We start from the raw sequence: 13,568 nt of genomic DNA, 5'->3' as shown, positions 1-13,568 counted from the left end.
TTTATCTGATATTAATTATGAGGAATTAGCTGAATTTTTTTTTCTGAAACTAATTCGATCATACCGCGACTGTAAAGGAGTGGAAATGCTTGATTAGCAATCCATCTTGGAAACAAATCTTTGTAGTGCAAACTTTCAGGGTTACCTGATTGCCCTGGAGAATTCATAGCGAGTGAATTATCCCAATTACCGACATCAATAATCATGCGGAATGATGCTCCAGCAAAGACATCAAAGCTACTCGATTTATAAGCTGTTAAGTTAACTGTGTACTCCCCTCCACCCTGAGGAGCTGGACCAACATCTATTCGACTTCTAGTACAATCATCCACAAGATTAGACAGTGGATGTTTAAATGTAACCTGATGTAGTTTTCCCCACTGCCAATCTTGTATATTTGGACCAAATATTTCTTCCAAATATCTAACTGCCTGTTCGAGACTTTCTAGAATAATAGCTGTCCATTCTAATTCTTGCTCTTTTTTAAACTGGTTATTAGCAATTTTATCTAAAATGTCAAGTACTAAATTCACATCACCTAGTCCAATAAAATTAATTGATGAAGCAGGTGCCAAATAATTTATAATTGCTGGACGTAGATACTTAGTCATCCAGACCTCAAAGAAGGTAGCAGATGTAGAATGTGGATCAAGAATACAGTCCCAATCCCTTAATAAATCTAAGGCTAGAGTAATTTTTAAATTTTTAGACTTAATTTTTTTAGTTAATGAAATTATCTTACGAGCCGGAATAGATAAAAAATCTGTCTGTAAACGGAGAGATTCCATTAAAGTAAAATTGGAGTTTTGACTTAAGAATTCTGCTATTCGTTCATATCTAAATGGAGCCGGCCATTCAAAGCAAAGTTTATATTCATGATATGGAAAATTTTGCGGTAAGTTCATTTGATTAGCTGTAGCAATCCAGCCTCGCTTCGGATTAAATTCACTAGGCAAATTCTTAACCTTATGAAATCCTAGCCACTCGTATTTTCCATTTCCTGGTACGGGAAAAAGACCATCCCAGTTCGGTCGTACTGGAGCTTTTCCTACTATTTTACAGCCAATATTCCCATTGATGTCTGCATAGACTTGATTGACAGATGGAAAGCCCCAATGCTCAAGAGCATTAAGAAACTCCTTCCAGCTCTTTGATTGAATATATCGCATACTATTAAAGTAGGGTGCCATTCCTGGCTCAAGCCAGGCAGCTCTAACAACAAACGCAAGATGATTATTAACATCTTCATAAATTACAGGACCATGACATGTGTATTTAAGCTCAACTGTCACGGGCGAGGCATTACGTACTAAAATTTCCTCCTTAATAACCTTCATGAATTGCCATTGACCATCATATTCATATTGATCTGGGTTATCTGCATTAGTTTTATAAACATATAAATCTTCCTGATCTAAAGGAAAGATAGTTAACCCAAACGCAATATGCTCATTATGACCAATATGAATCCCTGGTTGGTTTGGCTCACCTGCACCAATCACATTTAGACCTGGGGCAATTAAGTGAGCAATGTACCTTAAGGAAGGATTAGAATGGATGCGGTGCGGATCGTTTGCAAGAATTGGTCGTCCAGTAGCAGTAAGATTTGGAGAAATCGCCCAATTATTACTACCCTCTAAAGTGTCTGGCGAGTTTTTACTAAATAGATCGTTATAGTTAAATAAATTTTCATGCAGATTTTCTAAGCCAGACTTAGCCTCATTCTGAATAAAAGTTACACTACGTTTTGCTAATAGATAAAGACGTAATACATCATTTGAAATACAGCAATAGTTTAAACCATCAGGGACTCTAATTTTCCAATTATGACTCAGTTGTTGACGAAGCTCATCTATCTCTAAACCGAACTTGCACGCAACTTGAGCGCGTTTTACTTCACTTTCAAGGTTACCTCCTAAGCCATGACTTCTAATTAAGACTACATCCTCAGGTCTCCAAAAATCTGGTTCATAATTTAAAACTTTAAATTCAAATGGTAATAAACTACGATTATTTAGTGTCATCTGAATATATTCATTAACTCCATTTACAAAAGCCGTTGCAATCGCCTTTGCTTTAGATTCATAAGATAACCACTCCGAAATCATATCACCACGATATAGAAATAATCTGCAAGACTTATCCTGCTCTACATAATTAGCACCTAAAACTTCTGAAAGTTTACCTAGACCTCGTCTTCTCCACAAATCAATTTGCCATAATCTATCACAAGCAGCATTAAAACCTTGAGCAAAAAAGACATCATAAAAAGATTGTGCATATATATGGGGAACCCCCCAAGGGTCAATAAAAATTTCTACTGGCTGTTCAATATTTTTTATTAAATATTTAGTTGTTAAAACAGATTTTTCTCTTTTCATAAATAAGCCAATCAATATTATTGCAATATATAAGAATAGTTTAAGAAACAAAAGTTAATTAAACTAGACTGAATATCAAAAACTTATTCAGGTAATACCTGACAGGTATTACCTGAAGTTTCAAGAATAAGCTAGGCTTTAAGTTTTATTACTAAACACGAAGAAGCTTTTCCTCCTGATTTACAGGGCTTCGGAATGGAGCTTCATGCGGGTCATAGTAATTTCTTAAAATCATGTCAAAGTGCTGATGACGAAGTTCAATTGCTTGTGCCAAAAAATCTATTGCTTGCTTTTGTAAATCTTCAGTTTTACAGTACTTGCGAAGGATATCACGCGCAACAGTTGCGTGATCATCTTCTAAGTCACTGACATGGGAATGGCTTGAGTTACTAGAAGCATGATGTGTAAAAAAATCATAACCCCTTTTATCTAATTGGTAGACATTTTTCATAATTGATTCCATACTCTGATCTGTCTCATTCACAATAGATGGTTGTCCCTCCATTAGTAAGAGGACAGATGCAACACCAGCAGAAAAGTGAACATTAGAATTATTACAAGCATTTACATTATGTTCTATGACAGCTTGTGTCTCTGAAAGAACTGGAGCTATCTCAATTTCCTGTTGTGTCAATCCAACGGCTTCTCCAAAGTTCACGAATGACTGTAAATGTCTGGAAGACTTCGTGATAAATCCTGTTTCTTCTTCATAAATATTTTCAACTAAAGCCAAGCGCAAAGAATAATCATCAATTCTAGATGCAATACCAAGAATATTTCTACTCCAAAAATTTTTGATCGGCCATCTATTAATCACAAACCCTTGTAGTAACCTCTGTGTTGCATTTCCAGATAGGATGACTTGATAAAGTGGACTTGTCATTTTGCGACGTTCATAAATCATCCTATCTAACAACGAAATAAATTCCTTGATATCCATAAAATCCTCCTTAAATCTCTAACTTAATTTGAATAATTTATCATACCAGTTCACAACACAATTCATCAAATCAAAATATTAAAGATATTTACGTTTTTGCCCCAAATTTTATCATTTAATTCCACCCCCTGTCTTAGTTAGATGTAAGTTTTCAAACATTAAATTATGCATGAGATCAATTGAGGAAATTCTTTTTATTTTAGAATCCTCTTCTATTTTTTTTAGTTGATCCATATTTAAATTTAATATTGATGCTAAGATATTTTGGCAATTATCTATACTATTAGTTTTGAGCCATTTACGAAGATAATTATCTGTTGTTATAGCAAGATGAGGAATATTATAAATGGAATTTTCTTGCCAGTTTAGAAATGTCGCAATCAGTTCAGCAACAAGATTTCCTCCTCCTTTACCCATGCCGCCAAGGCTAGCATCAACCATTTGTACACCTTGATTAACAGCCACAACCGAATTAACAAAAGCTAATCTTAAACCATCATGAGCATGAAAGCCCAACTTTACAGTCAACTTCTCCTTGAGACTCTGAATAATCTTACTAACTTGCTGGGGAAATAGATGTCCATTAGAATCAGCTATATAAAACCAATCTGCTCCATTTTTCTCAGCAGTTTCACCGCAATAGACAATATGCTCTAAAGGTAACTCACTAATCCTAATAAGGTTAACCGAGCAGGACATTCCATAGCTTTTAATGGCTTTTATATGATTGATAACTTTATCTATGTTCTCAAGCTTTGTTATTAGCCTAACCAAAAAAACTTTATTGTTAGCGAGTAATTCATAGTCCTTCATATCAACATGATCTAAATGGACCATAACTACTGGTTTAAAGTTTGTTGCTAAACTACTTATTTGGTTTAAGTAATTCAAATTACATATAGCAGGGCTTGAATAATTTTCTTGAAAACCAAAAAGTTTTGGTTTGTAATAACCTATTTCTATATATTTAATGCACGCTCTTTGAAGACCTTTAATAATTCCAATAGTCTCTTCTTCAGTAAAGCAGTGGTTGTTCACATATCCCCCGTCACGTAAGGTGACATCAAGTATTTGAGTAGACATTTAACCTTCCTTTTACTAAGAATACTTTAAAAAGTCTTTCTTAATATTACTAATAAATGAGTGAATTAAAAAAATTATTGCTTAGATTGATTAGGCATAATGATATTTGACTTGAAAACAAAAAGATAGATAATGCCCAGGGCTAGGAATCCACTAACTAATGAAAAAAACAGGATAGATAAATACAAGCCTAGAAACTGAGACAATAGACCAACGCCTATTATTGGTAAACCAACACCTAAATAGAGAATTGAATAAAAAGATGAAATAACTTCTCCCCGCTTATCAGCAGGTGCTACTTCGTTAACAAGCACCATACTTCCCAAAAAAGCAAGACCTAATCCAATCCCTCCTACAAAAGTTCCAAACATGAACGGATAAAATGAATTTAGAGGAACAGAAATAATAATACTGATCAAACACAAAATTAACATAAATAAGCCTGTAGGAATTAATTTAGTAAATTTCGCTTTTCTATTAATTATTTGTGAAATTAATGATGTCAATAAAAAAGCAAAAACTACACTGCCTCCTATAGCTGAATTTTTAATATTCAACAGGATAGACAAGTAAGATGGCACTAATGCCATAAACAATGCTGCAATTGACCATGCAACAAATGCAGTTGCTGAACTGATAGCGAAGAAATGGCGAATTTTAGATGGTATATTGAGATTAAAATAAAGAATAGAAAATAATTTAACCTTTTGCCTCTTAACCGTTTCTGGTGTTAACAAAATACCTAAGATCGCTGGTACTATTAAACTAATGTGAACTACAAAAGGAAGTGTTGTTGGCCATGGGCTGTACTGAGCTAGTATTCCACTAACTATAGGTCCTAAAGCACCTCCTCCAGCAGCGGTAGTAGAAGTAACTAAAGCAGCTTTAGCCTTATTAGCTTGGATCTCAGATAAGGCAGCAGTTGCTGTGCCGCTAATAATACCAACTGCAATACCTTGAATAGAGCGAGCTAAAAATAGCCAAAAAATATTCTTAGCTAAAATAAATAAAATAGAACTAGATAATGCCAAAGAAAGGCCTAATAGTAAAACTGGCTTTCGACCTAAAAAGTCTGAAATTCTTCCAAAAATTAGTAATGACGGAATTAAAAAAAATACATAAATTGCAAAAATAAACGTTAAAGTTCCCGTAGAAAAATTCCATTGCTGTCTATATAATTCATATAAAGGTGATGGTAGATTAGTACCTAACATCAAAATCAGAAGAGTATAGGCTACAGAGAAATAAGCTATTCTGTTTTTCACCTTAAATTTTACTCACGTTTTTACTTAAATGACAACTATTGATGATCCTGTTAGCGAAAGTTTTACAAAGGTAAATTCAAAAGTGTTACAACTAAACGCAGCAACGACAGATTGCAGGTTTTAACTTATGTAATCCTTGAAATTATAAATATATAGTACATTCGCTAACAGTGCCGATTGCTCATTTGACCCCTCGTTATAGCTTTCCCCGCCTAAGAGTCATTGTTAAGTGGGTTAGTAGTAGCTAATATATCTGACAATCCTCCATCTATAATCTGTTTTTTGTAGCCTTTCTGAAAAAATAAACGCAGTAGTCTCAAGCCTATACCTAACGCTAATCCTATCGGCAAGGAGAAAACAGATACCAAAGCTATTAGCTTAATATCTTTACCTAGTAGCCACATTTTCATGTCAGACATTCTCTGAACTCTTCCACGATCTGCCTCTCCATAAGTTCGCAAAATAGGTAGAAAAGAAATTCCCATCAATACCAGTGCAATGACAAGGATTGGTAGTGAATAGTAAGCCTTGGGATCTCGGATGGCTAACCAAGCAACTAAAGCAGAGTCGATAGCTGCAAGAAAAACTACTAATTTAAATGCTCGTTGTGAACCCAATCTAACTGGTAGTGTTTGATTACCAACTAGAGGATCTTTATCTATATCTCTCAATCCAGCTAATATATTTCCAGAAAAACTAATTAAAAAGCTAGAAATCACTACAACTATTGTTTCTAAATTGGTAGTTATATATCTAATGTTGCCATCTCCTACTATGTAACCTATTAAAGCAAAAACAATATAGGGGACACTCATTAGTAAGGAAGCCAAAAAGCCTGTATTTTTGAAGATACAATAAGCGGCTGAGGTTAAAAGTGCAATCACTACAAGGATAGAGGCAGATAAAAACTTGAAAGGATCTTGAATAACATAGTTGAGACATATAAGACAAAGTGTGATTAAAATTGCAAAACCTAATTTTGCTTCGTCTCTATTTAATAAACCTGCTGGCAAAGGTAAATAAGGTGCAGTGACTTCATCATCATCCTGATCTAGTAAATCGTTGAGTATAACTATAGAGCTGCCTAACATTCCAATGACTATTGCTAAACCAGCTACATGAGTATATGGAGGATTTGTTTTATAGAAAGACAGTAAACCCGCTACCGACATCAGAATTGCTGCATTTGAAAATCCAGGTCTCGTCATCCACCAGAAAGATTCCAATCTCAAAGAGATTTTCCTAATTCCTATCTCATTCAAAACTTCTAACTTCATACTGATATACCTAAAGGGTAAATGAAAGTAAAATCAAAATTAGGTAGATGTGTAATAAGCTATAAAAAAGCGTCTTGAACACACTATTGTTAAATTTTATTGATCCCTATAATAATCGTGAACTTAGGATACATAAAATTCATGTGTTTTCTAAAAATCTTCATATGAACACAGCTAGCAATTAAAGCTATTAAATTTTTTTGATTATGGGACGGGATTTCAAATCAATCAAATTTGAACTACCTGTACAAAAAGCGGAAGTTAATAGTTCATTACGTAAATTTTCCGCTAATGTAAATACCTGCTCTTCCGAAACGCTTGCTGCTTGTAGAAAAGCCCAAGCTAGTCCTACTAAATCAGCACCAAGGGCAATAGCTTTTGCTGCTTCTAATCCATTTGTTAAGCCTCCAGAAGCAATTAATGGTACTTCAAGTAAGTATTTACGAATTGACGCAATACATTCAGCAGTTGGTATTCCCCACTCAGCAAAGATTTGTCCAAGATGACGTTGACGAGAATTATTTGAACGGGCTGCTTCTACTTTTGCCCATGAAGTACCACCAGCTCCAGCAACATCAATTGCAGCAACACCAGCTTCTACCAATTGGATTGCTACAGAACTTGAAATTCCATTTCCAACTTCCTTAGCAATAACTGGAACACATAGGTGACGACATAAGTTCTCAATTTTGCTAATTAATCCTTTAAAATTGCGATCGCCACCCGTTTGAATACACTCTTGCAGTGGATTAAAATGCAAGATTAGAGCATCTGCTTCTAGTAAATCAACAGCACGTTGTGCTTCTGTCAATCCATAACCATAATTGAGCTGAACTGCACCAAAATTTGCAAAAAGAAGTATGTCAGGGGCATACTTGCGTACAGAAAAAGTAGAATTTGTTGATGGTGACTCAATTGCTACTCTTTGGGAACCAACTCCCATCGCTAACCCAAACGATTGAGCAGCAGTAGCTAGACGAGCATTGATAATTCCAGCTTCATCTGTTCCGCCTGTCATAGAAGAGATAAGCACTGGTAACTTCAAATGCTTCCCCAAGAAATTGGTACTTAGATCAATTTCTTCAAAATCTAGCTCTGGAAGACAACAATGTTCAAATCGGTAACATTCAAACCCATTAGTAGTAGTACAGAATTGCACATCTTCTTCGATACACAGACGTATATGATCTGCTTTTCGGTTTTGAATTTCAGTTGTCATTGGTTATTTATGAAGGGCATTGATAAAATACCTAGAGCTATACTCGAAAAAAGTCAGTATCTATAGCTTGACTCGACTGGGTGTGTAGTCCGGAAAAGTCAGTATCTATAGCTTGACTCGACTGGGTGTGTAGTCCGGAAAAGTCAGTATCTATAGCTTGACTCGACTGGGTGTGTAGTTCGGAAAAGTCAGTATCTATAGCTTGACTCGACTGGGTGTGTAGTCCGGAAAAGTCAGTATCTATAGCTTGACTCGACTGGGTGTGTAGTCCGGAAAAGTCAGTATCTATAGCTTGACTATGAAGGGGTTGCTTTATCTCCATAGATTCAACTGTTGTCAGCCACATTTGTTCTAAAATTCGTACTCACAAATACTCAAGTTCAGTAGACTGAAAACTTTTGAAAGTTGACGAAACAATAAGGGTTTGTGCCGTCGTTTTTGGGGCTAGCAATCACGACTACTTGCGAGCGTTCTTAAGTCCACCCAGAATAGAGGTAGTTGAAAGGCATATTAAAAGCTGATTTCGACAGCTTCGCCTTTGTATAGCAGCGGGGGCAAAATGGTCGCTAAGAGCAACTGTCCCATTTTCGGTGATTGGGGCGACTACAGTGAGTAAGCTGTATCAATGCTATAAAAACGCGAGCTTGCATTCCCAAGGGAAAATTAAGGGCTGGTAAGAATTCTGGAAAATTTTTCGTTCTACTGAAGTTCTTTCAGTGAACGCCACTTGAGTGGTGTATAGTCAACAGGGATCATTCCAGCTTGTTATTTGCCATTTATTTAGTTGGTATTTGATAACTAACTGACAGTTAACACCATACTTGCTTCTAAAAAATTAGAAAATCTATCTGAAGATAGATAAACATGACGGCGGAAAAGTAGCCAAGAGATAATTTCAGTAGACCGAAAAGTTTTGCGAGCGTTCTGGGGAACAGACTAAAAATCAGAGTTTTGTTTAATTAGCTGTATTATTGAATACAATTTTTTGTTTTCTGGAAAAAAATCAATTGATAACAAAAACTAATAGATAAACTCCAGACTTTGGGCTAGAGTCAACCGTGTATTACTTGGTAAAAGGGTTTTGTTTGACTATAAGCTACTTGGTACACGTTAGGGCTATTTCGTGTAATCAGACCCTCAAAGTCTTCCCACTTCATTCATACAAGAGTGCGAACGTTAACTATTGCTTACGTTAGAAAAAAGCTTTTTCAAATATTCAATCCGGCAGCAACCCCGTCGCCATTGCTGTTTCTGTTCTTCAGTTAAAGGATAGTAAGTAGCCCAAATACTGCCATCTGGTGCTGAATACAATAACGTAATCACAGCCTGTTGAGTGCCAAAATTAAAGGTAATAACTTCTATTTTTTCATCTACAGTAAAGGTCTGTCCTTGGCTATTAGTGGCTGTCTCTAATTTTTTATATGAGAATTCTTTACCTGATTGAGTCAGTTTTTTTTCTGGTTCTGGTGAGGCTAAAGTATCAGATGTACTCGGCTTTGTTGCCGTTGATTCTTCTACATTAACTGGTACTGTCTCTACTGTTAGAGAAAAGTCAGACTGTTCATTATCTACTATTATTGTTTGAGGCACAGCATCATCAGCAAGATGTGAGCTACTGTGTTCTTCTGAAACTTCAGTGCTGGGGTTCTGGTTATTATTTACAGGTAAATCAGGCTCAATTGGTTGTTTTTCTCTGGCTACAGCAGCTGATAACTCAGGTAAGGCAGGGCTATTAGCTGAGGTTTCCGTAGTGTTTTGCTTGACTATACGTAGAATAGCTGGTTTTTGAGGCGTAACTATTTCTGGTGATGATTGGTTGTTATTTTTCTGGGATTTCCGTTTGGGCATAACTAATTATTTACGGCTCAACACTTTTTGGTATGGGGTTAATAAAGGCAAACACAGTAATGATTAAGGTTATTCTGTTGACTGTTGCTCGGCATTAACTTCTGCTAACTCGTAGGAATTATCTGATGGAATAATTGATAATTTTTGAGTTTTTGATTTCTTAGGATGTAGAAATTTAATACACTGCCCTGATTGAATTACTAAGTCAGTCCCTATACGCCGCACATGAAGATTCCAGAAATGTCTAGCCGATTTGGGCGGTAAAAATCCTAATAGTCTTAACCTAAACTCTTTAGGAGTACCGTTTTTATTCCGAGGTGTCTGCTGAATTTTTACTGTCACTATTCCATCCTCAAAATTCTGATATATTACTTCTCCTTGTATGGAAAAGTTATCAGCTTGAGACTGCAATTTAGTTTTGATTAATTCTGTATATTCTGAGGGGGCTTTCACACTTATTAAAGTTAAATAAAGCCCTATTCCTAAATCTGTTACTGGCGTTTTTGGGTAAACCGTCCACAAGTATTCTTGCGATAAATCCAAGCGATTCTCAACTATCAGAGCAACTTTACTCATGAGATTGACATTGATTATTACACCGTCTGATGTTATTAGTTGCCCTTGACGAATCTGCTCTGCGTTCGGAATATATCGTCCCCACATCCGACCGATTGCTCGATATTGTAGAGACTCTGTAGGTGGTAAATTATTTTGATTATTTGATAATAAATGTTGTGTATCGTGAGTAATAGTCATGCTCTCCGTTTTTATATCTAGCTGAAATTCCTGGGGATTTGGAAAATATTTCTAGTCTAAATTTAGAATAAAGTTGACTGTAAAGTTAGGAATTTTGATTCAGAATTTTCAACTAGATAATTGTAACAGTTATGGCTAAATATAAAACTAGCTTGAAATAATAATTCAACTGCTTCTGCTTTTATAAATCTACACCACAGTAACTCAAGCAACTCTTAACAAATAGGCGGCGCAGCGGAGTGTCTGCCGCTGCCTGCAACCATAAAGGTGGCTCAACGAGTTGATTTGTGGCAGTGGCAGACACCGCCTATTTGAGCGAAGCGGTTAAGAGTTGCGCCATCACCTAGAGAGACATCCCTTTACTCTGTCTTCTTTCTTGTCGAAGCTCCTCTAATTTTATTTGTTGCAATACGCGCTCTGCTTCTTGCCAAAAGTGATGGTCTTCTCTTTCTATTGACCCGACATTAATCGGTGAATACTCAAGCTCACCTGACTGGTTTCGGTTGACGGATACCCGGAAAATCTCACCTCGTTCATCATGGGTAAAGACCAGTTCTCGACCCTGTTTTTCTAAAGTTGCATGTTTGAAGGCGAGTATATTTCGACCAGTTTCTCTTAATTGCCAGTTGATAAGTTCAACAGCAACAGGCACGGCAACAGTTAATAATTCTTGCTCTTGACCCTGTTTTTCCGAGAGTGAATGTTCTGGTTCTGACTCAATAGATGCCAGATTATTGTTAGCGATTAGTACTAATGCTCTAGCTTCATCCTGTGTCCATCCGGCTGGACTTGCTTTGATAATTTCTTCAACATCTAGGACTGATTTCTGATCGTATAGCGCCCTAACAGCAATTTCTTTGTCGCGGTCAGTTACTAATAAGTGTTGCAGGTTAGCACTGTAATGATTGTATAATTCTGCCGATTTTTCCGGCTTTAACTGTGGTTTAGCTTCGCTTTTGCTAGCTGTTATTGAATCTATTTTTTGCCGATAAATTGGCTGAATCGGGGCAGATTCTAGCAATTGATTTAGACGTTTAATTTCGTTATCATCTCTTTTTGGCTCATAGCTTATCCCCAATTCCGTCTGGAGTTTGCTGAAAGAACACTTATATTTATTGAGATTACCTCCTTGTTTCCACAGTAGTCGGGGCGAACCATCTTCATTAACGGAGCCGACATCAATGCCAAACTTGATGCCTCTTACCCCACCATGACTGTAGTAACTGACGATGGCTTTGACTTGATGCTCTCTCCATAAATGCTCAATAAACTTTGGCATTGTAGGTTGAGAAGCTGCCACAAGTTCAATCGCTCGACGCATTATTTCTTCGCCTGGAAGCCCATCGCGCTCGACTCGTTCAAGCTGATTACGAGTCATAGCCTTTTGCTTACTTTCCCAACTACTTTGGACTGGGGTTAGCTGAAATTCTCGCTCTAGTAGTCGGGCAGAGTGTTCAGAGTGGGCGTAATTATTCCAAGTGCGAATAGATTTACCGTCTAGGTTATTAACTCTAGATGCAACGATGTGGGTGTGGTCATGTTCTTTATCTGAGTGTCGCGCTATAAAGAAGTCATAAGCTGGTAATTCTGATTCTATAAATTCATTAACTAGCTGGTTAAGTTTGGTGTCAGTTATCCTTTTATCTGGCTGTTTGACTTGGGATTCATCACCTGGAAGCCGCGATAGTACAATGACCGATGCCAAGTGACGTTGGGACAGATTAGCTAATTCGTCATCATTTAGCGTTCTATCACTTTTCGGTACACTAAGCATTAAGTGATAGCATGGGTCTTTTAGCTGCGGGTTAAGATGGGCTGATAGGGTAAATTGCTCTAGCAGTTCATTAGTGCTTTTTCCGTACATATTCCCGCCAATAATTTTGGCTTTCTCTTTCTCTATTACATATTTAGTAGTGCCACGAAATGATTTGTTAGCTTTGACTTTGGTAATCATTGCGCTACCCCTCTACCGTAGGTTGAGTGAGTGATTGGCGAGTCTGTTCTAAAAGTGCTGTTAATTCTTCAATAGTTCTCAGATATGATTTAACCTCGTTAGTCAACGGTTGGCTACCAATTTTTACAGCTTCGTTAATAGCTCTGGTCTGCTGATTCAGGTTGTTACCAATCTTCTTTAGCTCATAGATAGCCTGTCGGTTCACTTCGGGAATTACCAGTTTGGGATGTGGTAAAGGGTAGTCAAATAATCTCGCTCTTATATAGTCACTTTGCACCACTCCACTACACCGTTGCTCTAGCCTCGCTTTCTCGGCATAGGTAGCCCTAAACGTGATGGTTACTTCTCGCTTTTCATCTGGTGCTACTGACCGATTGGTTAATGTGTCAGCTAGTTGATTACTAAGATTGATGCGGGGGTCTGGCTGCATAACTAATTAGGCGTTTAGCTCTTTAAATATTTATTTTTCACCGGGTTATTCGCGCTCTGCTGCTACGGCGCTTTGCGCCGTAGCAGCAGAGCGCGAATAACCCGGAACCTCTTGTTGACTCATTTCCCCCTTTAATAGACCTGTTTTAGGGGGGTTTGGGGGACACCCCCAACAAGCAAACACGCCGCTATTCCGAAGGAATAGCAGCACCGCAGGTGCGTTACGGCGTATTGCTTGCCTATGCCGCCACGAGTTATTAACTGTTTTTGGAGTGGCGATCGCAATGGCGATCGCTTTTATCGCTTGTCACAATTTACAATTAGCAAATCAACACTCAGTATCTACAGCAATTACCATTAAACTGAGCGGTTGGGGAGGTTCCCCTGTGGAGCAAAAGTTCCCCTGTGGAGCAAAA

General features: G+C 37.1%; 11 protein-coding genes. All 11 read right to left on the bottom strand.

Features of this window, described 5'->3' with window-relative positions; all coding sequences use genetic code 11:
• Positions 1–11: 11 nt before the first annotated feature.
• The 11 genes from VF06_RS33905 to VF06_RS33855 all read right to left on the bottom strand — a co-directional run bounded on the left by VF06_RS33905 (position 12) and on the right by VF06_RS33855 (position 13,153).
• Positions 12–2,381, bottom strand: coding sequence for a penicillin acylase family protein (locus VF06_RS33905; RefSeq protein ID WP_099070571.1), 2,370 nt, complete (start codon positions 2,379–2,381; stop codon positions 12–14).
• A 151-nt stretch (positions 2,382–2,532) separates the two neighbouring features.
• Positions 2,533–3,321 carry an iron-containing redox enzyme family protein gene (locus VF06_RS33900; protein ID WP_099070570.1) on the bottom strand — a complete coding sequence of 263 codons (789 nt, stop codon included), beginning with the start codon at positions 3,319–3,321 and terminating at the stop codon, positions 2,533–2,535.
• Positions 3,322–3,432: 111 nt separating this feature from the next.
• The gene (locus tag VF06_RS33895) at positions 3,433–4,404 is read right to left on the bottom strand and encodes a hydroxymethylglutaryl-CoA lyase-like TIM-barrel protein (protein WP_099070569.1); all 972 of its coding nucleotides are present in this window, start codon (positions 4,402–4,404) and stop codon (positions 3,433–3,435) included.
• Positions 4,405–4,478: 74 nt separating this feature from the next.
• Positions 4,479–5,669 (bottom strand): MFS transporter, encoded by a 1,191-nt coding sequence (locus VF06_RS33890; protein WP_099070568.1) that lies wholly within the window; start codon positions 5,667–5,669, stop codon positions 4,479–4,481.
• Positions 5,670–5,881: 212 nt separating this feature from the next.
• On the bottom strand, positions 5,882–6,946 hold the full coding sequence (locus VF06_RS33885; protein WP_099070567.1) for a UbiA family prenyltransferase: 1,065 nt from the start codon (positions 6,944–6,946) through the stop codon (positions 5,882–5,884).
• Positions 6,947–7,136: 190 nt separating this feature from the next.
• A complete protein-coding gene (gene fni, locus VF06_RS33880) occupies positions 7,137–8,165 on the bottom strand; it encodes a type 2 isopentenyl-diphosphate Delta-isomerase (RefSeq protein ID WP_099070566.1) in 1,029 nt (342 codons plus the stop codon).
• A 37-nt stretch (positions 8,166–8,202) separates the two neighbouring features.
• Positions 8,203–8,511, bottom strand: coding sequence for a hypothetical protein (locus VF06_RS33875; protein ID WP_099070565.1), 309 nt, complete (start codon positions 8,509–8,511; stop codon positions 8,203–8,205).
• Between the two features lie 830 nt (positions 8,512–9,341).
• Positions 9,342–10,013: a hypothetical protein gene (locus VF06_RS33870; protein WP_099070564.1), complete on the bottom strand. Its 672-nt coding sequence runs from the start codon at positions 10,011–10,013 to the stop codon at positions 9,342–9,344.
• A gap of 69 nt (positions 10,014–10,082) precedes the next feature.
• Positions 10,083–10,769, bottom strand: a complete 687-nt coding sequence (gene patR / locus VF06_RS33865; protein ID WP_099070563.1) for a heterocyst master regulator PatR — start codon at positions 10,767–10,769, stop codon at positions 10,083–10,085.
• A 343-nt stretch (positions 10,770–11,112) separates the two neighbouring features.
• A complete protein-coding gene (locus tag VF06_RS33860; protein ID WP_099070562.1) occupies positions 11,113–12,723 on the bottom strand; it encodes a relaxase/mobilization nuclease domain-containing protein in 1,611 nt (536 codons plus the stop codon).
• Positions 12,724–12,727: 4 nt separating this feature from the next.
• Complete coding sequence (locus VF06_RS33855) at positions 12,728–13,153, bottom strand: plasmid mobilization protein (protein ID WP_099070561.1); 426 nt, start codon at positions 13,151–13,153, stop codon at positions 12,728–12,730.
• Positions 13,154–13,568: the final 415 nt, after the last annotated feature.

Origin of the sequence: Nostoc linckia z4 (assembly GCF_002608075.1) — a bacterium.
Taxonomy (GTDB): Bacteria; Cyanobacteriota; Cyanobacteriia; order Cyanobacteriales; family Nostocaceae; genus Nostoc; species Nostoc linckia.
The sequence above is the reverse complement of the archived record's forward strand: the minus strand, read 5'-3'. Positions and strand labels throughout refer to the sequence as shown.

Bases quoted from the DNA above. Each gene is read 5' to 3' on its own strand.
- VF06_RS33905 (WP_099070571.1), bottom strand. From the start codon at position 2,381: ATGAAAAGAGAAAAATCTGTTTTAACAACTAAATATTTAATAAAAAAT.
- VF06_RS33900 (WP_099070570.1), bottom strand. From the start codon at position 3,321: ATGGATATCAAGGAATTTATTTCGTTGTTAGATAGGATGATTTATGAA.
- VF06_RS33895 (WP_099070569.1), bottom strand. From the start codon at position 4,404: ATGTCTACTCAAATACTTGATGTCACCTTACGTGACGGGGGATATGTG.
- VF06_RS33885 (WP_099070567.1), bottom strand. From the start codon at position 6,946: ATGAAGTTAGAAGTTTTGAATGAGATAGGAATTAGGAAAATCTCTTTG.
- fni (WP_099070566.1), bottom strand. From the start codon at position 8,165: ATGACAACTGAAATTCAAAACCGAAAAGCAGATCATATACGTCTGTGT.
- VF06_RS33875 (WP_099070565.1), bottom strand. From the start codon at position 8,511: ATGTGGCTGACAACAGTTGAATCTATGGAGATAAAGCAACCCCTTCAT.
- VF06_RS33870 (WP_099070564.1), bottom strand. From the start codon at position 10,013: ATGCCCAAACGGAAATCCCAGAAAAATAACAACCAATCATCACCAGAA.
- patR (WP_099070563.1), bottom strand. From the start codon at position 10,769: ATGACTATTACTCACGATACACAACATTTATTATCAAATAATCAAAAT.
- VF06_RS33860 (WP_099070562.1), bottom strand. From the start codon at position 12,723: ATGATTACCAAAGTCAAAGCTAACAAATCATTTCGTGGCACTACTAAA.
- VF06_RS33855 (WP_099070561.1), bottom strand. From the start codon at position 13,153: ATGCAGCCAGACCCCCGCATCAATCTTAGTAATCAACTAGCTGACACA.